This is a genomic window from Thermoanaerobacterium butyriciformans, from assembly GCF_017874545.1.
Lineage (GTDB): Bacteria > Bacillota > Thermoanaerobacteria > Thermoanaerobacterales > Thermoanaerobacteraceae > Thermoanaerobacterium > Thermoanaerobacterium butyriciformans.
Map to the genome: position 1 here is coordinate 31,987 of NZ_JAGGLT010000001.1, position 21,080 is coordinate 53,066.

Below are 21,080 nucleotides of genomic sequence, written 5' to 3' on the forward strand. Positions count from 1 at the left end.
AAAGAGCATATGAAACACAAACTCAAAATCAATATCTCGGATAATGACAGAGATTTAGGTATTGTGAAATGTCGCAATGTCACTCTACGAGAAAGGTTTTTGCAATATCTGCTGGGGAGAAAACAGAGAGTAACGATTATTGTTCCTGGTAACAGTGTAAAGTCTGTCGATATCCGCGAAGTTTCGGAGGTAGATGATCTTGATGCATTCTAAACGCGAAGAAATTATTCCAATGCCCATAAAGGGCAGACCATATAAGCATCAGATTCGTGCTTTCAATTTCATCTGTAGTCTATTTGGGCTTTTGAAGGGTGGTGGTGTTCCTGCCATTTCCGGATGGGGTGCAGCGCTCCTGATGGAAATGGGTTGACCGGCACCGGAAAAACGCTTGTCTCAATCGCCATTATAGGCGCATTGCTTGCTGCAGGAAGAATAAAACGTGTGCTGATTGTTGCTCCGCTTTCCATACTTGGAGTGTGGCAAGATGAGTTTAAACGGTTCGCAGATTATCCATATCAGCTTATAGTCCTTAATGGCACGATTCAAAAGAAAATCCAACAACTAAGATTTTTAACTGGCGAAGGTGTCCATGTAGTGGTAGTCAACTACGAATCTGCATGGAGAATGGAAAAGGAACTGGCAAATTGGCATCCTGACATTATCATCGCCGATGAAGGACATAAAATTAAAACTCATAATACAGCGGTTTCAAAAGCAATGCACCGATTGGGCTTGCTTGCACGGTATCGGCTCCTACTGACAGGAACGGTTATAACCAACAAAGCCATAGATGTATTCAGCCAGTATAAATTTCTCGATCCACGCATCTTTGGCAACAGCTTTTATGCATTCCGAAACCGGTATTTCAACATGGTCGGCTATGGCAACCATACACCAGTGCTGAAAAAATCAATGGAACAGGATTTGATGAAAAGGATCCACAGCATTGCATTCCGGGCGACCAAAGCGGAGTGCCTGGATTTGCCGGAAACCACCGATATTATTCGCCATATTGAGCTTGAGCCTGTCACTTTAAAGAAATATAAAGAGCTTGTCAAACAAAGCTATACTGAGCTGTCAGCAGGAGAAGTAACAGCTACAAACATACTGACACGCTTGCTTCGTCTTTCGCAATTAACCGGCGGCTTCATCGGAAGCGATGACGGTGGGAAAATCGAGCAAGTCAGTGATGCCAAGTTGAAAGCTCTTGAAGATATCCTTGAAAGCAGTATTCAAGAAGGACATAAGCTGGTTGTTATAGCAAGGTTTATCCCTGAAATTCATGCCATATGCAGGTTGCTGGAGAAGAAGAACATCGGTTATGCGTGTATTTATGGGGCAACAAAGGATCGCCAAGGGCAAGTAAACCGGTTTCAATGTGATCCCGACTGCATGGTGTTCGTAGGCCAGATTGCAACTGCTGGACTCGGTATTACACTAACCGCTGCAAGCACAATGGTATTTTACTCACTTGATTATTCCATGTCGAATTTCGAACAGACAAAAGCCCGCATCCATAGAGTTGGACAAAAGAACGGTTGCACATATATCTACCTTATCGCCAAGGGTACTGTAGACTCAAAAATCCTGACTGCTCTGCGCAATAAGGCAGATCTTGCAAAAATGCTGATAGACGACTACCGCAAAGGAGCAAATCCTTTTGCCCCAGAGGGAGGTGAAAGCTGTGAGCAATAATGCGATGTTTGAACTTGCTGACCGTCTTAAGGAGCTTCGCGATGCAAAAAAGGCCGCGGAAGAGGAACTAAAAAGCATTAATGCAGAGATTGACGATGTTGAATACCGCCTGTCTGAGCTGATGATCAGCAGTGAGACGCAAAACTTCACAAGAGCAGGAACAATGTTCTGCCTTTCAACGACAACAAGAGCCAGTGCTGCCGCAGGCATGAAGGAGGAACTGTTTGACGCACTACGCAGTAAAGGCTTTGGAGAACTCATCTATGAAACAGTCAATGCAAATTCCCTGTCAGCATTTGTTAAAGAACAGATTGCGGAGAATGGGGACGAGCTTCCGGACTGGCTGAAAGGCCTTGTGAATGTCTTCGAAAAGACAACAGTAACTGTGCGGAAAGCAGCAAGGTAAATAGCTTCAGAAAGCAATGCTCCAATATCAATGTTCAAGGAATAACTGTTCGAAGAACAATGCTTCAAAGAACAATGATATAGATTACATTTCAAATTCATATTTACGGAGGTATAAAAGCATGAAAAACAATGAACTCGTAACTATTAACGAAAATACAGGTTTTCTTCAGCTCGCTGATTTCAATCTTGACGAGGCAATGGCATCAGAACTTGACGGTCTTGACATGACTTTTGAACGCATAAAAATCCCGTCCGCAGGCAGCACAGTATTCGAAGTACCCGGGGAAAATCCCGGAGAACCTGATACTGTCAAGGAATTCTCAGCGGTAATTCTTTATCATCATCCACTTTATGCATACTACAAGGACAAGTATACCGGAGGCAGTAACCCACCGGATTGCGGAAGCTTTGATGGTATAACCGGCGAAGGAGACCCCGGAGGAAGCTGTGCCAAATGCCCATATAATCAGTTCGGTTCGGGGGAAAACGGCAGCAAAGCTTGCAAGAACCGCCGCAGGATATATGTACTGCGTGAAGGGGAGATTTTCCCGTTGATACTCTCATTGCCAACAGGATCGTTGAAAGAGTTTTCCCGCTACATCAAAAGGCTGCTTTCTAAAGGTAAAAAATCGAACAGCGTAGTTACCCGCTTTTCATTGAAAAAGGCGACCAATTCAAGCGGTATCACCTATTCACAGGCTCAGTTTGCTGTAGATCGGGATCTGACCGCTGACGAATATGCGTTGATATCCAAGCTCTCCGAGCAGGTCAAAGTATTCAGTACCCGAGTCGGCCATGACACTGAACCTGCCGGTGAAGAGGTAATAAATGTAGACCCTGAATCAGGTGAAATTACTGAGCCGCTTAAGTGATCAAAGGCCCTATCGGAGAGTAACTTCCATCTCCGATAGGGCGGAAAGGAGAACCGCATGGGATACAAATGTGTTTATATGCTGCCTGAAATAAAAGAGTATCTGAAAAACACTGGTTTATTTGCTTTCGATTTTGAAACCTCGCCTTGCGATAAATGGAGGAACGATAAAAGTGCAGCTCTGGATGCTCATAAAGCAGATATTACAGGGATCAGTTTTTCAGTATCAGAAGGGACTGCTATATATGTTCCACTTAAACATCGTAGCGGGCGAAATGCAGAGAACCAGGCGGCAATATGGGATTATCTGAAATTACTATTCGAATCAAAAGATGTAATAAAAGTTGCTCATAATCTGGCTTTTGAGTCTATGTTCCTTTACGCAAGAGGTATCGTCCTTCAAAAGCCTTGCTATGACACGATTGCAGCATCACAACTTACATTAAAAAGCAAGTGGGAGTTCAGAAGTCTTGCTGACAGCGGACTTAAAACGCTTGCGCCTGCACTCTGCAAAGCAGAAATGACAGAATTCTCAACGGTTACTGAAGGTCGGTTTTTCGATAAATTGAACCCTCAGGATGAGAAGACTGTCCGCTACGCTTGTGCTGACAGCGACTACACTCTTCGCTTGTATCATGTTTTCAATCAGTGGTTTGATAGATTTTTACCCAAACACAGAACTATTGTGGAAGAGGTAGAATCGCCTACATCAGTATATGTCGGGATAATGAAGTATAACGGCATATTGGTGGATAAGTCAGCCATGCTGAAGAAACAAGCGGAAGCCACAGAAAAGATTGTCAGTATCAGAAAAGAGATTGCCGGAATTATCGGCAATGTAGAGATTGGGGCAAATGCTTCAACTTCAGCATTTAAAAAATATCTTTTTGTGGATCTCGGTCTTCCGGTAATGAAAACGACCGCAAAACATCAGGAAGCTGCCGATGATGAAACCATGATCCTATTAAAAGAATGGTGTGAATCCAACAGGCCTGAACTTGCTCGCTTATTTGAACTGGTGCAGGAATACCGCAAGTGGGGAAAACTCAAATCCACCTATATAGACGGGTATCTTCGATTTATTGATGAGGATACCGGCAGGATTCATCCGGACCTTATGCCACTGGGGACAGAGACAGGCAGATTTGCGTCAAGAAACCCGAATATGCAGAATTGTCCGCAGAAAGACAATGACCCAATAGGCGTACGGAAATTTATCATTTCGCCAGCCGGAAAGGTTCTTTTATCTCTTGACTTTTCACAGATAGAACTGCGCGTCGGAGCATTTTATTGCAGGGACAAACGTATGCTGGAAACCTATCGTACTGGCGGTGATATCCATGCTCAGACCACTTCTATTATTTACCGCATTCCTTTTGAGGAGGCAGCAGACAAAAATGCTCCACATTATAAAGAGCGTAGGACCATTGCAAAGAACTGCAATTTCGGTGTGTTCTATGGCCTGTTTCCTACTGGCTTACAGAGAACACTTAAATTTAAAGCTGGGCTGAACCCAACTTTGTCCGAATGTGAGACCATCATTCAAAACTTGAAATCCGGATACCCCGGTCTTGCCAAATGGCAGGATGAGGTAAAAAAGCGGGCTGCTGTAAGCTGCTATTCAGAAACATGGCTGGGCAGGCGAAGATACCTGCTGGGAATTCGGTCATCAGATTGGGGCAAGAAGTCGTTTGCCGAGCGGTGCGCATTAAATACACCCATTCAAGGTACTGCGGCAGATATTCTAAAGCTTGCCTGTGGGCGCATCATCAGTGGACTTCCCGAAAGGCTCTGGCTGAAACCTATACTGCAGATACATGACGAGCTGGTTTTTGAATTACCGGAAGACAAGGCGGACGAAGCAGTTGTTTTTATAAAAGAGTGTATGGAAACACAACCCTTCCCTGAATTTGATGTACCTATTGTGGCAGAGGCTTCGGTAGGAAGAAATTTTGGAGAAATGAAAGAAATGGAGGATTGATATTATGAATAATTTACAGGTTTTTAAGAATACAGAATTTGGCGAACTTAAAGTACTCGTTATTGATGGAAAGGAATACTTCCCTGCAACAGATTGTGCAAGGATGCTGGGATACAGTAACCCACACAAGGCAGTAATAGATCATTGTAAGTACCTAACAAAACGTGAGGTACCTCATCCGCAAAATCCTGAAAAAACCATCAACATAAATTATATTCCTGAAGGTGATTTGTTCAGACTGATAGTTAAATCCCAACTTCCTGCAGCCGAACGCTTTGAGAGATGGGTCTTTGATGAAGTGCTGCCCACGATCAGAAAATATGGAGTTTATGCTACAGATAAAGTTATCGAAGAGATGATTTCTAATCCGGAGTATGGTATCAGGATTTTCTCTGAACTGAAGGCAGAACGCGACAGACGGAAAGCTTTAGAAATAGAAAATGCAAAGAATAAACAGATTATCAGCGAGCTAAAGCCCAAGGCGAGCTATTATGATCTCATATTGCAAAATAAAAGCCTTGTGCCGATCAGCAAGATTGCCAAGGATTACGGAATGTCTGGCCGCGCTTTCAATAAGCTGCTTCATGAGCTTGGAGTACAGTACAAAATGGGAAACTGCTGGCTTTTATATCAGGAGTACGCCGATCAAGGATACACGCAGTCCAAGACCCACGCTATTGATGCAGAAAGAAGCGTAATGCACACATATTGGACACAAAAAGGAAGGCTATTTATCTATGACCTTCTTAAAAACAAGAAAGGTATATTGCCTGTAATCGAACGTGAACAAAAAAGCACATAGGCAGGGGGTAATACCATGAGTATCAGCAAGTTTAACGCGGAAGGATATTACGACCCCACACCTTATGAAGCATTGCTTAGGATTGAGCGAGAGGCCAGGAAAGCGCCTTACAGACCGATGGTATTTATCTGCAGCCCATATGCTGGTGATATAGAACGTAATATCCGTAAGACTCAGGGGTACTGCCAATTTGCAGTGAGCAGGAATTGCATACCTATTGCTCCGCACCTCTTGTTTCCGCAGTTTATGGATGACGATGATGAACAAATGCGAAATCTGGGATTGTTCTTTGGCATGGTATTGATGTCAAAGTGCTCAGAAGTGTGGGTATTTGGCAGAAAAATTACTAAAGGGATGTCCATTGAGATTGAAAAGGCAAAGCAGCGCAGCATTCCGATTCGGTATTTTAATGAACGATGCGAGGAGGTGCAGTGTAAGTGAGAATCTCATTCCCTAAAGAATTGGCAAACCGGAAGCAATGGATATGCTGGCGTCTGGAACCAAACACAAAGGACGGAAGAGACAGTAAAATCCCTTATAATCCCTTAACTGGTAGAAAAGCCTCAAGCACTAACCCAAACGACTGGTCGACGCTTGACGATGCGATTGCGGCAAAAGAACAATACCTCTATACCGGATTAGGTTTTGTATTCGCAAAAAGCGGAGGTTTAGTAGGGATAGACATAGATCACTGCCGCGACAAAAACACTGGGGAATTAAGCGATACCGCCAAGGATATCCTTGAGCGGTTTCCGTCCTATACGGAAATCAGCCCTTCAGGAACTGGGCTTCATATTTTCTATAAAGGGGAGATGCCTGCTAAGGGCAATAAAAACACTAAAACCGGCGTTGAAATGTATGCCCACAGCAGATACTTCACAATGACTGGCGAGCGACTGCCAGGGACCCCTGATTACATTACTGAAGATAACGGGGCACTGGCCTGGATACATGAGAATTATATCAAAAGTAAAAAATGGAGAGGAAAAAGCAAGAAAGACCGTAAAAATTTTAAGCTAGAGCCGCTTACAGATGAAGAAATTCTGGAGAAAGCCCGTACAGCCGAAAACCATAAGGAATTTAATCTGCTATGGGAAGGAAAATGGCAGGAAGCAGGGTATCCGAGCCAGTCCGAAGCCGACCTTGCCCTTTGCTGTATGCTAGCTTTCTGGTCAGGCAAAAACAAAGAGCAGATGGACAGGCTGTTTAGAAATTCCGGGTTATTCCGGGAAAAGTGGGATACGGTACATCATGCAAGTGGAGCAACATATGGGCAGGAGACACTGGATAAGGCCATTGAAGTTACAGAGAACGTATACAGCCGCGAAAGCGAGTCAGTTATCTTTGAACATGAGGGCAGGTATTACCGCACCAGAGGCGAAAGTGTGTATCCTATAACAAATTTTATCATTCAACCGGTGGAGATGATTGTATCGGAAGATGAAACGCAGATGACTGCTGACCTTATTACAATTCGTGATGAAATATACCGCCAGACATTTATGACTACCGACTTCAATAACATCCAAAAATTTAAAAATATCTTGAACCGCCGGACAATATCCTTAGGCTATTTTGGCTCAGAAGGAGATTTGGAACTGCTGAAAGGTTATATATCTGAAATGGAGTGGGTAAGGAAAACAGGGGTCAAGGCTCTTGGGATTTATGAGCATGGCGGGCGGATGGTATATGTTTCAACGGATGGTGCCATTGAAGCCGGAGGCAACATGGTTGAAGATATCGTGCAGCTTGATAAGTATAAAAGCATAACAACCGATATCCTAATCTTTGAACCATTGACAAAGGAACAGCTTATTATGCTTGGTGAATGGCTTCTCAGCTATAACGAGCCCATAAAAACGGTATCAGTGATGGCCTGGGTGGCCGGATGCTTTATTAAACCGCATCTAAAAAAATCAGGTATCAAGTTTCCTCATTTATTGCTTGTCGGAGAACAAGGCAGCGGAAAAAGTAATACATTGGAGCGGGTTATTCTGCCGGTATTTTCATGCAGTAAAATCCGTGCGGCTACGCAGGTTACTGCATTTACACTGATGAAGGAATCTGCATCATCGAATCTGATACCGCAGTTGATGGATGAGTTCAAGCCTTCAAAGATAGATAAGTTAAGGCTAAATGCTTTATACAACCATCTTCGAGATGCATATGACGGCCATGAAGGTGTCCGCGGTAGGGCGGATCAAAGTGCTGTTACTTATGAACTGTTGGCGCCTATTATTGTAGCTGGTGAGGAATCGCCGGATGAAGCGGCTATCAGGGAACGGAGCATAGAATTGCTTTTCAGCAAGAAGGACTTAAAACCAGCCAGCCACAGGCAAGCATTTTATAAGCTGTGTGCAAAAGCGGACCTGCTTGGCAGCTTCGGTCGGAGCCTGCTGGATACAGCACTCAGAGTATCGGTTGCTGAGGCAGAGAAGTGGTATGAGGAAGCAAAGTCAGAGATATCTGATGAGTTTCCATCTCGTATCATCAATAATCTCGCCTGTTGCTATGCCGGACTGAGCCTAGTAAACAAACTATGTGAGTTCCTTAATGTTACATGGTCTGAAGTGTTTCCCATTAACAAAGGGGCGTGTATTCGATATCTTCAAAACGGTGTGCAGGAGTATTTGCTGGATGGCGGCAGCAATAACAAGACTATTGTAGAACAGACGCTGGAAATCATGGCCCGGATGAAACTGGCTCCGAATCAAGACTACACTTTTGATAAAGATGGCAAGGTTATCGGGATTCGTTTCTGTGATGTATATGACCGCTATACCAAGTACAGACGCGATTATGCAATCACTGGTGAATGTCTTCCATATAACCAGTTTCTGAAGCAATTGAGGCAAAGTGACTTTTTTATAGAGAGCAATAAAACGATGCGTTTCGGGAATGAAACAAAAAAAGCCTGGGCTCTTGATTTCTCGATACTGAAAGAGCGATGCGATGTGAGCGGCTTTGAAATCACAGATATTGAGCCTCTTTAACCTCAAAAAAAGGTAACAAGGTAACAAAAAGGTAACACCCGAAACGCTGATGAATAGCCACTTGTTACCGATGTTACCTTTGTTACCTCAACTTTATATATACGCGCGAGAGATGAAATTATTTTTTAAAAAATAAAAAATAAAAAAATATAAATATTTGTGTCTATACCTACCCCAAAAAAGAGGTAACAAGGTAACAAAATCCGCAAATGCGCTTGTAAAGCGGGTTTGAGAAGTTACCTTTTTAGAAATACCGAGGTAACAAGAGGGAAAAAGGTAACATTATTTTGGAGGATGAGCAGGTATGTCCGAAAAAAGTATTGTGACTAAAATCCTGCGGTACTTAAAGACAGTACCGGGGTGCTTTTGCTGGAAGGAACATGGTGGTATGTACGGGACAGCGGGGATACCAGACATTATTGCCTGTGTAAATGGGCGGTTTATAGCTTTTGAAGTAAAAACCCCATCGGGAAAGACAACAAAACTGCAGGAAGCAACTATAAGGAAAATCCTCAGTGCCGGAGGTGTGGCAGCGGTTGTCCATTCGGTAGATGAGGTGAAGGCTATTCTGGAAAAGCATGACCTTCTGCAAGGAACGAAGCAATAACAAACAAGGAAACAAGCACTGCAAAGCAATGCAAAAAAGCACACTGCTTCAAAGATCAAGGTTTTTATCTTGATTTTTTGGAGGTGCGATATGCTGATTGCATGGCAGTATTTAGATAAAAAAGCGGCTGCTGTTGAAGCTTTGAAAGATTACAGCAGCATGCAGTACATTATTGAGCATAGTGATGAGGATATATATGAAGTTGAAACCCGTATGACAAGCCCCCATAGTGCAAAGATTACCGGAGTTCCGGGCAAACATAATCCCAAAAGTGGCGAAGAACGCCTTGCTGCTTGCCTTGACGAGATTGATGTGTTGAAAGAACGTTACAGACGGGCATTGGAATATATGGAGTGGTTCAAGCCTGCTTGGGAAGCCTTGTCGGAGGAAGAACAGTTTATACTGACAGAATTTTTTGTTAATGATGTGAGCAAGACAGAAGCCGTAGCAAACATCGGAGAGAAGCTGTTTCTTGAAAGAGCACAGGTATACCGCAGAAAAGACAAGGCACTTAATCATCTGGCACTGCTTTTATATGGGAAGTAGTAATGAGATTTTTATGAGATGCAAAACACAGGTATCCCATATATAATGGTATTGTGGAAAAATGACATAAAAATGTATAAGCCCTTCGGGGCTTTTTCTTATGCCATAAAACAGGAGTGAGGAAAGATGGTTGATAAATGCTTTGGCAGTAACGGAAGGGATGGCTGCAATATCCTGACTGTACACAAGTGTCAGCAAGATAAATGTTCCTTCTATAAGAGCACCCAAGATTTAGAGGAAGACAGAAAAAAAGCTTATCTTTTGCTTGCAGCTTTACCACCCGATATGCAGCGGTATATCTCCGATAAGTATTATAACGGCAGGATGCCATGGGTGAAAAGCAATTGTGCTGTTTAGTATTCCAGATGAGATTTTTATGAGATGAAATTCATTATAAATCCAAATATAATGGTATTGTGAAAAGTTATGGATAAGCCTTCATGGGATGAACCTGTGAGGGCTTTTTTAATACCCGAAAAGGAGGTGGCCAGATGCCAAGAAAGCCAAAAAGGCCTTGCTCCTTTCCCGGCTGTCCTGAGCTGACGGACGGAAGGTACTGCGACACGCATCAAAGGCAAATGGATGCTTATTACAACAAATATGAACGAGATCCCCAAACAAGAAAACGCTATGACCGGAGATGGAAACGCATCAGGGACAGATATATATCAGAGTACCCGCTTTGCGAGGAGTGTCAAAAGTACGGAAGGCTAACACCAGCCGAAGAGGTACATCATATTATCCCTTTATCCAAAGGCGGAACCAATGCAGACAGTAACCTTATGAGCCTGTGCAAACAATGCCACTCATCGATTACTGCCCGCGAAGGAGAGCGATGGGCAAGACGGTAGGGGGGTCAAAATCTCTGGTGAAGCAGTTTTGTGCAACGGGCGGGGGGTCACGCGCGAAAAATCGCAGTTTCAAACGGGGTATATCCCTCGTCGTCGCAAACTGCGCTTTGCTCGTTTTGACGCCAGCGTCAAAAGCTCGCCTGCTCCGTTGCTCCTCCTCTCCCCGCAAAGCCTGCGGCTTTGCGGGGGGCCCCAATTAATTACAGGAATCGAGGTGATGTGTATGGCAAAGGACGGTACCAACCGCGGCGGGGCACGTATTGGTGCAGGACAGAAGAAAAAACCTCTGGCGGATAAGATTTTGGAAGGAAACCCCGGCAGACGAAAGCTCATGGTAATGGAGTTTACGGATGCTGCGGAACTAGAAGGAGAGAGCATGCCGCCACCGAGGGATTATCTTGCTGCAAAGCAGAAGAACGGAAAAACAACACTGGCGGTGGAAATATACGAAAAAACATGGCAGTGGCTTAAGGAACGCAGGTGTGTTCACCTTATCCCTGCGCAGCTTATAGAGCAATATGCCCAGAGTGTGGCGCGGTGGATCCAGTGTGAGGAATGTATCACTGAATTTGGCTTTCTTGCTAAGCATCCGACAACTGGCAATGCCATCCCGTCACCTTATGTGGCTATGAGTCAAAGCTTTATGAAACAGGCCAATAACCTGTGGTATCAAATTTATCAAGTCGTGCGGGAAAACTGTGCTACCGAATACAAGGGGGCTACTCCTCACGATGATGTTATGGAAAAACTACTGACAGCCAGGAGGGGTGGCTGATGCATAAAACAAATTCAATCTTTCTTAGGGAACTAAGAAAATATAAAGACCATTTAACGAAGCAGCAGTTTAAGACTCTGCGGGGACAAGTAATAAACGGAGATTGTGAGGGCGCAAAAAAGGGTCTTAAGAAAATATTGAACAGGAGAATGCAGCATGAACATACAAAAAATATCTGTTGAAAAACTTAATCCAGCAGCATACAACCCGCGCAAGGATTTAAAACCTGGCGATAAGGAATATGAAAAGCTAAAACGGTCAATAGAGGAATTTGGCTATGTGGAGCCTGTTATCTGGAACCAAAAAACAGGTAATGTGGTAGGCGGGCATCAACGCTTAAAGGTTTTGCTGGACTTGGGACAGACAGAGATAGATTGCGTCGTTGTAGATCTTGACCCGCAGAGGGAAAAAGCGCTTAATCTTGCTCTTAATAAGATTCAGGGAGAGTGGGACGAGAATAAACTGGCTGAACTGATGGCCGAGTTGGACGCAGGTGCATTTGATGTTTCACTTACAGGGTTTGACGCTTCTGAAATAGACGAACTGCTTAACCGATGGTACTCCAAAGAGGCGATACAAGACAGCTTTGACATAGATAAAGCGCATGAGGAAATTGTGCAGCGCGAGCCTGTAACGAAGCGGGGCGATATCTGGCTTCTCGGGAATCATCGCTTGATGTGCGGCGACTCTACTAAGGATGAGGATTTTGAGAAGTTGATGGAAGGGTGTCACGCACAGATGGCAGTAACTTCCCCTCCATATGGGGTAGGCAAAGAATATGAAAAGGCTGGGATTGAACCATGGTTCGAGACAGTACGCCCAGTGATTAGAAACCTGTGCAGGTATGCAGATATTGTCTGCTGGAACTTAGGTGATCTCTATGCCACCGGCTCTCAGTTTATTGAAACCACCAGTGTTTACAGCGTGAATATGTTCTTGGACAACGGTTACCGCCCTATCTGGATCCGCATTTGGAAGAAACAAGGGCAAAATTTCGGTGTAGGACCTTATCATCTTGTTTCAAACAAGCCGGTTCAGCAGTATGAGTATATTTCAGCCTTCAGCAATAAAGGAGAAGTTGAGGAATATAACGATCAGGAATATGTATGGCTTTCAGCCTTTGCGGGACACAGTTATAAATTTGTGAAACGGCTTACAAAGGAAGAACGCAAGAAATGGGGCTATGCTGGGATATGGGAGATGACCACTGTACGGGCAAACAAGGAGCATCCTGCAATGTTCCCTGTGGAGCTTCCATGGCGGTGCATCAAAATGCACAGCGACAAAGGCGGTATTGTGCTTGAGCCGTTCTCTGGTAGCGGAACTACTATAATTGCGGCTGAACAGACCGAGCGTAAATGCTACGCAATGGAGTTATCCCCTGTTTACTGTGATTTAGCTGTTAAGCGCTGGGAGGAATTCACCGGTGAAAAAGCCATAAAATTGGAGGGTTAAGATTTATGGATATACTGAAAATACCAGCAGAAAAACTAAAACCTTCTAAATATAATCCGCGGAAAGATTTAAAGCCTGGTGACCCTGAATATGAAAAATTACGTCGGTCTATTGAAGAGTTTGGATATGTAGAGCCGGTCATATGGAATAAACGCACCGGGAATATTGTCGGCGGACATCAGCGTTATAAAGTACTTACAGCTTTGGGGTATAAGGAGATCGACTGTGTTGTAGTTGATTTGGATGAACAGCGGGAAAAGGCGCTCAATGTCGCGCTGAATAAAATCAGTGGTGAGTTTGATATTCCGCTTTTGACTGATCTGCTTATGGATTTAAATGAAGATGGCTTTGATGTTTCTCTTACCGGGTTTGATGCTGCGGAAATTGATGAGTTGTTCCGTGATAAAACAATCGCTAATGTCAAAGAGGATAATTTCGATACAGAAAAGGCAATTGCAGAGATTAAAATTCCGGTTACCAAAAAGGGCGACATATGGGTACTTGGCAGCCACCGTCTGATGTGCGGTGATAGCACCATGCTTTCAGATGTGCAAAAGCTGATGAACGGACAAAAGGCGAGATTTGTTTTCACCGACCCACCCTGGAATGTTGATTACGGTTCAGATACCAGGCATCCAAGCTGGAAGCCAAGACAAATTCTAAATGACAATATGAGCACCGAAGAATTCGGTGCTTTTTTATTGCGCGCTTTTAAATGCATGAAAGAGGTTTCTGAAGCCGGATGCATGACCTATGTGGTAATGAGTGCTCAGGAATGGGGCAGTTTGATGAACGTCATGCGGGAGGCAGGGTATCACTGGTCGAGCACAATTATATGGAAAAAAGACAGCTTGGTACTATCAAGAAAGGACTATCATACCCAGTACGAGCCGATCTGGTATGGTTGGCTTGAAGGAACACGCCTTTGCCCGCTTAAAGACCGTAAACAGTCAGATGTTTGGGAGATACCCCGTCCTAAAGTATCGGAGGAGCACCCTACCATGAAGCCGGTATCGCTTGTAGCAAAGGCAATGCTCAATAGTTCCCATATTGGAGATTTAACTCTTGACCTGTTCGGTGGTTCTGGTACGACAATGATTGCGGCACAGCAGACCGGGCGGGTTTGTTTTATGATGGAGCTTGACTCGAAATACTGCGATGTGATTGTAAAGCGCTATGTTTCACAATTTGGCACAGATTCAGTATTCTTGGTAACAGGTAGTGAAAAAATACCTTACGCGGAAACACAGATTGATTAAAAATGTCCTTGCTTTCCCCTCAAAACAGAGCGTTAATGTACCCCACCAAAAAGGAAAGGTGGGATTTTTTATGGGAATCAAAAATGTTTTAGCTTATTTGAGGGGAGGTGTATGGCATGAGCAATAACAGCTTTCGCTTTTCACAGAAGATTGTCGGTCAGGAGAGAAAAGCCATTGCCTCGGTCATAGCTGAAGCCCTTGAAGGCCAGGTGCGCTATGCCGGAGCACCGGAGTTTTTGTATGAGATTAAAGACGAAAAATCTGCTGGCAGTTGGACGATTGACAGGGACAGTGTGGTTCACTCACCGAAAATCAGTCTCAATGAAATAAAAACCATCCGTTCAGTTATTGACACGTTGAATGTGGAGGGCTTTTCAGCAGAGGGGACCATGACAATTACTCTTTCGTTGGAGGGTTTTAGCGCGATTAGCCTTGAAAACCTAAATAATATGCTGGCCAGCAAAGAGACATTGATAAAGAAGGCGATGTTGATTGAGGGGGAACTTGCAGTCTTAGCTGAAAATGATGAGATTTCCTTCCCTTTCTGGAACGCGACTTTAAATGCTGATGAAGTGCAGACCTATATAACGCTGGCAAAGCAGATGGCAGAACAGGCAAAATTACAGAAGCGAGTACTACGAAAAGAAAAACCAACAGATAATGAAAAATATGCTTTTCGATGTTTCCTGCTTAGGTTGGGGTTTATAGGTGATAACTTCAAAACTGAACGCAAGGTGTTGCTTTCAAGGCTGTCCGGTAACGGGGCGTATCGGAAAGGCAGAGCAAAGGCGGTGGACGAAAATGAATGATTTTCATAGCACCGCCTTCTTTGTCAAGCATCCGTTTAGAATAGAGGATTTAAAAGTGCCGCATCGGTATGAGACGAGGAAACGATTTGTAGTTGTAAAAACTATCGAGCTATCAAAGATTGATTATGATAACTTCGTTGCCGACCTATGTGTTGATCGCATTTTCATTGAGGAAAATAAAGGGCTTTGTCATGTTAATGAGGATGGAGTGTGGCGTTGCCTGCTGGTTAAGCAGCGGGGACGGTCTGATGGAGTGTTGGTAATGCCGGATGGTAGAGATTACCCAAAGTATGCCGCATATTATCCTGGAGAGGAGGACGAACTATGAGTGCAAGAGGCTTCCCTTCAAAAGAAACAGTCCTTCGCATTAAAGAGCAGTATCCGCCGGGAACACGTGTTGAGCTTATCTGCATGGATGATCCGTATTCTAAGCTGAAACCGGGAGACCAAGGAACAGTATCTTTCGTGGATGATATCGGAACTGTTCATATCAACTGGGACTGCGGTTCTTCTTTGGGTGTAGCCTATGGTATAGATGTGATCAGAAAGCTGTAAATGTACACAATTCAAGATGTGTAAAATTGTTCAAAATCCAGTGGAAACTCACGCAGAATTGCCTTGCTATCCTGTGTTTTCAATGGCCTAATGTACACTGCCAAAGGGCAAAAAACACAGAGAAAGCGAGGAGAAAGCGCAATGCTAACAACGAGATTTGGAATCGAGGTAGAATTGACGGGGATGACAAGAAAACAAGCGGCAAAAACTGCAGCAGCTTTTCTTGGAGGGAGGGTTGAATCCAGCGGAGATTATTACGATACCCAAAAGGTTATTGCACCGGATGGACGGATATGGAAATTCATGAGCGACGGGAGCATCCGGACTCAGAAAAAGGAAAACGGCAGGATTGTGGCGGCTGGCCGGGAATATAGCGTCGAGTTGGTAAGCCCGATACTGACATACCGCGAAGACATTGAAACCCTGCAGGAATTGATAAGGAGGCTTCGCAAGGCTGGAGGTTTTGCAAACACAAGCTGTGGAATTCATATCCATATAGACGGTGCAGACCACTCACCGCGAAGCATCCGTAATTTTATCAACATTATCGCCAGCAAGAATGACCTTTTCTATAAAGCATTGCAGATTGAGCCGGACAGGATGCGGTTTTGTAAAAAGATGGATGCGGCACTGGTTGAGAAGATGAATCGGCGTAAGCCCAAAACCATGGCGGCGATTGAGAGCATCTGGTACGAAGGTTACAGCGAAAGCCGAAGCACCCATTACCATAATAGCAGATACCACTTTTTGAACCTGCACAGCTTTTTTAATGGCAATGGGACAATTGAGCTTCGAGGCTTTAACAGCGAACTTCATGCGGGAAAAATTAGAAGCTACATAGTGCTTGCCCTTGCGTTAAACCATCAGGCGTTAACGCAAAAATGCGCTTCCAGCAAGAAACCACAGGTTGAAAATGAGAAGTTTGCCATGCGGACATATCTCAACCGCATAGGACTTATTGGTGATGAGTTCAAAAACTGCCGGGAGCATCTTTGCAAACACCTTGATGGTAACGCTGCATGGCGGTTTCGGGCAGCATAGATAGACAAGCGCAGGGGTGGCTCTCCGCCTCTGCCTTGGTAAATACAAGGAGGATGATACGATGAGCAAAGAAAAAGGAACCATATATTTAGCATACGGAAGCAATCTGAACTTAAGGCAGATGGCATACCGCTGCCCAACGGCAAAAGTGCTGGGGAGTGCAAAACTCACAGGATACCGGCTGTTATTCAGAGGAGGGAATGGCGGCGCAGTAGCGACAATAGAAAAACAAAAAGGTGAAAGTGTACCGGTAATGCTTTGGAGAATCATGCCTAATGATGAGAAAGCGCTGGACAGATATGAAGGTTATCCGCATCTATACCGGAAAGAAACGGTTAAGGTACGTTTCAAAGGGCAGTGGGTACCCGCAATGGTGTATATCATGAATGAAGGTAGACCTTTGGGAGCACCGGGTCGTTACTATTACGAGGTGATTCGGCAGGGCTATTTAGATGCGGGTTTTGATATTTCATTTCTCAATAAAGCGGTAAGAGATTCAATTTCAGCGGCAGAGAAGTCAGAGGTGTAGGACATGGGTACAGATTATGGCCATACGGGACAGCGGTGCCTGTAATATGTTTGACTTGCCAAGAGTACAGGAAGAGGCATATAAAATGGGGTTTTATGAATTAGTAGTATTTCTTAATGAACACAAGAAAGAATATGCCGAGTTTATCCTGACAGGCAAACGATAACGTTTATAACGTAACAAGTTTCATAGAAATCCACTAAGGAGAGGAACTTCATCCATGAGGTTCCTTTTTTCTTGCTCAATTTTAGGAAAGGAGGCGGCAAAGCTGCGGAAGTTAAAACGATATAAACCAACCAAGTTTATGGCGGAAGGTTCTCGATATGACAAGGAAGCGGCTGATGCCGCTGTTACTTTTATAAACTGCCTGAAGCATACCAAGGGTGAATGGTATGGAATGCCTTTTGAATTAATTGACTGGCAGGAACAGATTGTCCGGGACATATTCGGAATTTTGAAACCTAATGGATACAGGCAGTTTAACACTGCCTATATAGAAATTCCAAAAAAGCAGGGTAAGAGCGAACTTGCAGCGGCAATTGCTTTATATCTTACCTGCGGTGATTTCGAGCATGGCGGCGAGGTTTACGGATGTGCGTCTGATCGTCAGCAGGCATCCATTGTTTTCGACGTTGCAGTAGATATGGTGGAACAGTGTCCGGCATTAAAATCTCGAATTAAACCAATGCTGTCACAGAAGCGGCTGGTTTATAAACCGTTAGGCAGTTTTTATCAGGTGCTTTCAGCGGAGGCATATACAAAACATGGCCTAAACGTCCATGGTGTGGTATTTGACGAACTTCATGCTCAGCCAAACAGGGATCTTTATGATGTAATGCTTCACGGATCTGGCGATGCAAGAAAACAACCGCTGTTTTTCCTGATCACAACTGCTGGCACAGACCGCAATTCCATCTGCTGGGAAGTACATCAAAAGGCTGAGGATATTCTTCAAGGGCGTAAGATAGATCCGACTTTCTACCCTGTTATCTACAGCGCAGCCGATACCGATGACTGGACAAGTGAAAAGGTATGGAGAAAGGTTAACCCGTCACTGGGCATTACAGTTGACATCGAAAAATTGAGGGTGGCTTGTGAAAATGCCAAGCAAAATCCTGCAGAGGAAAATTTATTCCGTCAGCTCCGCTTAAATCAGTGGGTGAAGCAATCGGTGCGCTGGATGCCAATGGATAAATGGGATAAGTGTGCGTTTCCTGTTGATGCAGAAAAATTGCGCGGCAGAACCTGTTACGGAGGACTTGACCTGTCATCTACTACCGATATTACCGCCTTTGTGCTGGTGTTTCCACCGCTTGATGAATCTGATAAATATCAGATTCTACCTTTTTTCTGGATACCGGAGGAGAATATTGATCAGCGTGTGCGGAGAGATCATGTGCCTTATGATGTCTGGGAGAGGCAGGGCTTTTTATTTACCACCGAGGGTAACGTGGTACATTACGGTTTTATCGAGACCTTTATTGAGGAACTCGGAATGAAATATAACATTAAGGAAATAGCCTTTGACCGCTGGGGCGCAATTCAGATGACGCAAAACCTCGAGGCTTTGGGGTTTACGGTTGTTCCATTCGGTCAGGGTTTCAAGGATATGTCGCCGCCTACAAAAGAGTTGATGAAGTTGACATTGGAAGAACGCATCGCCCATGGTGGTAATCCAGTACTGCGGTGGATGATGGACAATATCTATGTCAAAACCGATCCCGCCGGAAACATTAAGCCGGATAAAGAAAAATCCACCGAGAGAATAGATGGTGCGGTAGCGTTAATTATGGCGCTTGACCGCGCGTTAAGGCATGACGGGGATGAACGCAACGGATCAATTTATGATGAAAGGGGGCTGTTGATTATATGAGTGTATTTTCCCGTTTGTTCAAAGCAAGGGATAAGCCGAAAAACAGCCTGTTCGGCAACGCATACAGCTTTTTCTTCGGTGGCACATCCAGCGGAAAGACTGTCAATGAGAGGACGGCCATGCAGACAACGGCAGTGTATGCCTGTGTAAGGATACTTGCAGAAGCCATCGCCGGGCTTCCGCTTCATGTGTACCGCTATAAAGAAGACGGTGGCAAAGAAAAAGCGTTGACCCACCCGCTCTATTATTTGCTCCATGACGAACCAAACCCTGAGATGACTTCATTCGTGTTCCGAGAAACACTGATGAGTCATCTTCTTTTATGGGGAAATGCTTACGCTCAAATTATTAGGGACGGTTCCGGACGAGTGCTGGCGCTTTATCCACTTTTGCCAAACAAAATGACGGTAGACAGGGCTCCAAACGGAGAACTGTTTTACACTTATCGGCGCGACAGCGATGAGAGCAGGGTTAATCCAAAAGCAGGCCTTATATACCTACGAAGTGATGAGGTTCTTCACATCCCGGGACTCGGTTTTGACGGCCTTGTAGGATATTCCCCTATTGCTATGGCCAAGAACGCCATAGGCATGGCTATTGCCTGTGAGGAGTATGGTGCATCCTTTTTTGCCAACGGAGCAAATCCGGGTGGCGTTCTGGAACATCCCGGCGTATTAAAGGATCCGGCAAAGGTGCGAGAAAGCTGGAACGCTGTTTATCAAGGAAGTGCCAATGCTCATCGCATTGCAGTTCTGGAAGAGGGAATGAAGTTTCAACCAATCGGCATTCCACCCGAACAGGCACAGTTTTTAGAGACAAGAAAGTTTCAGATAAATGAAATTGCTCGGATATTCCGAGTACCTCCCCATATGGTTGGAGATCTTGAAAAGTCAAGCTTTTCAAACATCGAACAGCAATCTCTGGAATTTGTTAAATACACACTTGACCCGTGGGTGGTGCGTTGGGAACAGGCTCTCCAAAAAGCGCTGCTTTTACCATCAGAGAAGCGGGCATACTTTGTCAAATTCAATGTAGATGGCCTTCTGCGCGGTGATTATGCAAGCCGCATGAATGGTTATGCTGTAGCTCGCCAGAACGGCTGGATGTCTGCTAACGATATCCGCGAGCTTGAGGACATGAACCGGATCCCGGCAGAGTTGGGCGGAGATCTGTATCTTGTTAACGGTAACATGACCAGGCTTGCCGATGCAGGTGCCTTTGCAGGCAAAAACAATGCTAAAACGGAGGGATCAAAAGTTGAACAAATCACAAAAACCAAAACCGGTTCGCCGCTTCTGGAACTGGATACAAAACGATGATGGCAGCCGGACATTATATATTGACGGCCCAATAGCTGAAGAAAGCTGGCTGGGAGACGAAGTAACTCCCAAACAGTTCAAATCAGAGCTGTTGTCCGGAGAGGGTGATATAACGATCTGGATCAACAGCCCTGGCGGAGATATATTTGCAGCTAATCAAATTTACAACATGCTTATGGATTACAAAGGCAAAGTGACGGTAAAGATTGACGGTATTGCAGCCAGCGCCGCTTCGGTCATAGCTATGGCCGGAGGTGACGTCTTTATGTCACCAGTCAGCATGATGATGATTCACAACCCTATGACAATAGCCATCGGTGATACGGAAGAAATGGAGAAAGCTATCGCAATGCTGGAAGAAATAAAGGAATCCATCATCAACGCTTATGAGCTGAAAACCGGGCTTTCCAGGGCAAAAATATCGCACCTAATGGATGCAGAAAGCTGGTTTAACGCAAGAAAAGCGGTGGAACTTGGCTTTGCCGATGGAATCTTGTTTATGGAGGATGAATCATTCCCATCCGAATTTGAAGTATCAGGAGGAATGATCTTCAGTAGGCAGGCAGTAACAAATTCCATCCTGCAAAAGCTTAAACCAAAAGAAAAACCAAAAGGAACACCAATTGAGTCGCTTGAAAAGCGGCTTTTTCTACTTTTACCCCACTAAATCTGCGATTTAGCGGGGACCCCAAATAAAACCGTAAGGAGGAT

At 44.5% G+C, this 21,080-nt stretch carries 25 protein-coding genes; all 25 read left to right on the plus strand.

The window, feature by feature from the left end; all coding sequences use genetic code 11:
- The first annotated feature begins 9 nt into the window (after window positions 1-9).
- The gene (locus J2Z80_RS00145) at window positions 10-213 is read left to right on the plus strand and encodes a hypothetical protein (RefSeq protein WP_028306835.1); all 204 of its coding nucleotides are present in this window, start codon (window positions 10-12) and stop codon (window positions 211-213) included.
- Window positions 203-370 (plus strand): hypothetical protein, encoded by a 168-nt coding sequence (locus tag J2Z80_RS15340; protein ID WP_209452567.1) that lies wholly within the window; start codon window positions 203-205, stop codon window positions 368-370. Before J2Z80_RS00145 ends, J2Z80_RS15340 begins: the two co-directional genes overlap by 11 nt.
- Entirely contained in the window at window positions 337-1,695 is a 1,359-nt protein-coding gene (locus J2Z80_RS00155; protein ID WP_209452568.1) for a DEAD/DEAH box helicase, read from the plus strand. The genes J2Z80_RS15340 and J2Z80_RS00155 overlap by 34 nt, the downstream gene beginning before the upstream one ends.
- Complete coding sequence (locus J2Z80_RS00160; protein WP_200773642.1) at window positions 1,685-2,101, plus strand: gp33 family protein; 417 nt, start codon at window positions 1,685-1,687, stop codon at window positions 2,099-2,101. Before J2Z80_RS00155 ends, J2Z80_RS00160 begins: the two co-directional genes overlap by 11 nt.
- Window positions 2,102-2,222: 121 nt before the next feature.
- Entirely contained in the window at window positions 2,223-2,975 is a 753-nt protein-coding gene (locus tag J2Z80_RS00165; RefSeq protein ID WP_209452569.1) for a hypothetical protein, read from the plus strand.
- 57 nt (window positions 2,976-3,032) lie between these two features.
- Window positions 3,033-4,955, plus strand: a complete 1,923-nt coding sequence (locus J2Z80_RS00170) for a bifunctional 3'-5' exonuclease/DNA polymerase (RefSeq protein WP_209452570.1) — start codon at window positions 3,033-3,035, stop codon at window positions 4,953-4,955.
- A 4-nt stretch (window positions 4,956-4,959) separates the two neighbouring features.
- Window positions 4,960-5,757: a phage antirepressor gene (locus J2Z80_RS00175; protein ID WP_209452571.1), complete on the plus strand. Its 798-nt coding sequence runs from the start codon at window positions 4,960-4,962 to the stop codon at window positions 5,755-5,757.
- 117 nt (window positions 5,758-5,874) lie between these two features.
- Window positions 5,875-6,198 (plus strand): DUF7768 domain-containing protein, encoded by a 324-nt coding sequence (locus J2Z80_RS15345; protein WP_489884376.1) that lies wholly within the window; start codon window positions 5,875-5,877, stop codon window positions 6,196-6,198.
- Complete coding sequence (locus tag J2Z80_RS00185) at window positions 6,195-8,750, plus strand: phage NrS-1 polymerase family protein (protein WP_209452573.1); 2,556 nt, start codon at window positions 6,195-6,197, stop codon at window positions 8,748-8,750. Before J2Z80_RS15345 ends, J2Z80_RS00185 begins: the two co-directional genes overlap by 4 nt.
- A gap of 304 nt (window positions 8,751-9,054) precedes the next feature.
- The gene (locus J2Z80_RS00190) at window positions 9,055-9,357 is read left to right on the plus strand and encodes a VRR-NUC domain-containing protein (RefSeq protein ID WP_209452574.1); all 303 of its coding nucleotides are present in this window, start codon (window positions 9,055-9,057) and stop codon (window positions 9,355-9,357) included.
- Between the two features lie 69 nt (window positions 9,358-9,426).
- Entirely contained in the window at window positions 9,427-9,903 is a 477-nt protein-coding gene (locus J2Z80_RS00195) for a hypothetical protein (RefSeq protein WP_245301049.1), read from the plus strand.
- 126 nt (window positions 9,904-10,029) lie between these two features.
- Entirely contained in the window at window positions 10,030-10,260 is a 231-nt protein-coding gene (locus tag J2Z80_RS00200) for a hypothetical protein (RefSeq protein WP_209452575.1), read from the plus strand.
- Between the two features lie 134 nt (window positions 10,261-10,394).
- Complete coding sequence (locus tag J2Z80_RS00205) at window positions 10,395-10,754, plus strand: HNH endonuclease (protein WP_209452576.1); 360 nt, start codon at window positions 10,395-10,397, stop codon at window positions 10,752-10,754.
- A 223-nt stretch (window positions 10,755-10,977) separates the two neighbouring features.
- Window positions 10,978-11,529, plus strand: coding sequence for a P27 family phage terminase small subunit (locus tag J2Z80_RS00210; RefSeq protein ID WP_003515999.1), 552 nt, complete (start codon window positions 10,978-10,980; stop codon window positions 11,527-11,529).
- A 156-nt stretch (window positions 11,530-11,685) separates the two neighbouring features.
- Window positions 11,686-12,984, plus strand: a complete 1,299-nt coding sequence (locus tag J2Z80_RS00215; RefSeq protein ID WP_209452577.1) for a site-specific DNA-methyltransferase — start codon at window positions 11,686-11,688, stop codon at window positions 12,982-12,984.
- 5 nt (window positions 12,985-12,989) lie between these two features.
- A complete protein-coding gene (locus J2Z80_RS00220) occupies window positions 12,990-14,243 on the plus strand; it encodes a site-specific DNA-methyltransferase (protein WP_209452578.1) in 1,254 nt (417 codons plus the stop codon).
- A 116-nt stretch (window positions 14,244-14,359) separates the two neighbouring features.
- Entirely contained in the window at window positions 14,360-15,052 is a 693-nt protein-coding gene (locus tag J2Z80_RS00225) for a virulence-like protein (protein WP_023062551.1), read from the plus strand.
- Entirely contained in the window at window positions 15,045-15,380 is a 336-nt protein-coding gene (locus J2Z80_RS00230; RefSeq protein ID WP_023062550.1) for a DUF6329 domain-containing protein, read from the plus strand. Before J2Z80_RS00225 ends, J2Z80_RS00230 begins: the two co-directional genes overlap by 8 nt.
- The gene (locus tag J2Z80_RS00235) at window positions 15,377-15,607 is read left to right on the plus strand and encodes a DUF4314 domain-containing protein (protein ID WP_013782362.1); all 231 of its coding nucleotides are present in this window, start codon (window positions 15,377-15,379) and stop codon (window positions 15,605-15,607) included. The genes J2Z80_RS00230 and J2Z80_RS00235 overlap by 4 nt, the downstream gene beginning before the upstream one ends.
- 141 nt (window positions 15,608-15,748) lie before the next feature.
- On the plus strand, window positions 15,749-16,648 hold the full coding sequence (locus J2Z80_RS00240; RefSeq protein WP_101303092.1) for an amidoligase family protein: 900 nt from the start codon (window positions 15,749-15,751) through the stop codon (window positions 16,646-16,648).
- A 61-nt stretch (window positions 16,649-16,709) separates the two neighbouring features.
- A complete protein-coding gene (locus J2Z80_RS00245; protein WP_023062547.1) occupies window positions 16,710-17,177 on the plus strand; it encodes a gamma-glutamylcyclotransferase family protein in 468 nt (155 codons plus the stop codon).
- Window positions 17,178-17,193: 16 nt separating this feature from the next.
- On the plus strand, window positions 17,194-17,343 hold the full coding sequence (locus J2Z80_RS00250) for a DUF5049 domain-containing protein (protein WP_041587426.1): 150 nt from the start codon (window positions 17,194-17,196) through the stop codon (window positions 17,341-17,343).
- Window positions 17,344-17,481: 138 nt separating this feature from the next.
- Window positions 17,482-19,050: a terminase large subunit gene (locus J2Z80_RS00255; protein ID WP_245301050.1), complete on the plus strand. Its 1,569-nt coding sequence runs from the start codon at window positions 17,482-17,484 to the stop codon at window positions 19,048-19,050.
- On the plus strand, window positions 19,047-20,369 hold the full coding sequence (locus J2Z80_RS00260) for a phage portal protein (protein ID WP_209452580.1): 1,323 nt from the start codon (window positions 19,047-19,049) through the stop codon (window positions 20,367-20,369). Before J2Z80_RS00255 ends, J2Z80_RS00260 begins: the two co-directional genes overlap by 4 nt.
- Entirely contained in the window at window positions 20,308-21,036 is a 729-nt protein-coding gene (locus J2Z80_RS00265) for a head maturation protease, ClpP-related (RefSeq protein WP_008409538.1), read from the plus strand. The genes J2Z80_RS00260 and J2Z80_RS00265 overlap by 62 nt, the downstream gene beginning before the upstream one ends.
- Window positions 21,037-21,080: the final 44 nt, after the last annotated feature.

What these genes read in the sequence shown, in the direction of transcription:
- J2Z80_RS00145 (WP_028306835.1), top strand. Translation starts at nt 10, where the DNA reads ATGAAACACAAACTCAAAATCAATATCTCGGATAATGACAGAGATTTA.
- J2Z80_RS15340 (WP_209452567.1), top strand. Translation starts at nt 203, where the DNA reads ATGCATTCTAAACGCGAAGAAATTATTCCAATGCCCATAAAGGGCAGA.
- J2Z80_RS00155 (WP_209452568.1), top strand. Translation starts at nt 337, where the DNA reads ATGGGGTGCAGCGCTCCTGATGGAAATGGGTTGACCGGCACCGGAAAA.
- J2Z80_RS00165 (WP_209452569.1), top strand. Translation starts at nt 2,223, where the DNA reads ATGAAAAACAATGAACTCGTAACTATTAACGAAAATACAGGTTTTCTT.
- J2Z80_RS00170 (WP_209452570.1), top strand. Translation starts at nt 3,033, where the DNA reads ATGGGATACAAATGTGTTTATATGCTGCCTGAAATAAAAGAGTATCTG.
- J2Z80_RS00175 (WP_209452571.1), top strand. Translation starts at nt 4,960, where the DNA reads ATGAATAATTTACAGGTTTTTAAGAATACAGAATTTGGCGAACTTAAA.
- J2Z80_RS15345 (WP_489884376.1), top strand. Translation starts at nt 5,875, where the DNA reads ATGGTATTTATCTGCAGCCCATATGCTGGTGATATAGAACGTAATATC.
- J2Z80_RS00190 (WP_209452574.1), top strand. Translation starts at nt 9,055, where the DNA reads ATGTCCGAAAAAAGTATTGTGACTAAAATCCTGCGGTACTTAAAGACA.
- J2Z80_RS00200 (WP_209452575.1), top strand. Translation starts at nt 10,030, where the DNA reads ATGGTTGATAAATGCTTTGGCAGTAACGGAAGGGATGGCTGCAATATC.
- J2Z80_RS00205 (WP_209452576.1), top strand. Translation starts at nt 10,395, where the DNA reads ATGCCAAGAAAGCCAAAAAGGCCTTGCTCCTTTCCCGGCTGTCCTGAG.
- J2Z80_RS00210 (WP_003515999.1), top strand. Translation starts at nt 10,978, where the DNA reads ATGGCAAAGGACGGTACCAACCGCGGCGGGGCACGTATTGGTGCAGGA.
- J2Z80_RS00215 (WP_209452577.1), top strand. Translation starts at nt 11,686, where the DNA reads ATGAACATACAAAAAATATCTGTTGAAAAACTTAATCCAGCAGCATAC.
- J2Z80_RS00220 (WP_209452578.1), top strand. Translation starts at nt 12,990, where the DNA reads ATGGATATACTGAAAATACCAGCAGAAAAACTAAAACCTTCTAAATAT.
- J2Z80_RS00225 (WP_023062551.1), top strand. Translation starts at nt 14,360, where the DNA reads ATGAGCAATAACAGCTTTCGCTTTTCACAGAAGATTGTCGGTCAGGAG.
- J2Z80_RS00230 (WP_023062550.1), top strand. Translation starts at nt 15,045, where the DNA reads ATGAATGATTTTCATAGCACCGCCTTCTTTGTCAAGCATCCGTTTAGA.
- J2Z80_RS00235 (WP_013782362.1), top strand. Translation starts at nt 15,377, where the DNA reads ATGAGTGCAAGAGGCTTCCCTTCAAAAGAAACAGTCCTTCGCATTAAA.
- J2Z80_RS00240 (WP_101303092.1), top strand. Translation starts at nt 15,749, where the DNA reads ATGCTAACAACGAGATTTGGAATCGAGGTAGAATTGACGGGGATGACA.
- J2Z80_RS00245 (WP_023062547.1), top strand. Translation starts at nt 16,710, where the DNA reads ATGAGCAAAGAAAAAGGAACCATATATTTAGCATACGGAAGCAATCTG.
- J2Z80_RS00250 (WP_041587426.1), top strand. Translation starts at nt 17,194, where the DNA reads ATGGCCATACGGGACAGCGGTGCCTGTAATATGTTTGACTTGCCAAGA.
- J2Z80_RS00255 (WP_245301050.1), top strand. Translation starts at nt 17,482, where the DNA reads ATGGCGGAAGGTTCTCGATATGACAAGGAAGCGGCTGATGCCGCTGTT.
- J2Z80_RS00260 (WP_209452580.1), top strand. Translation starts at nt 19,047, where the DNA reads ATGAGTGTATTTTCCCGTTTGTTCAAAGCAAGGGATAAGCCGAAAAAC.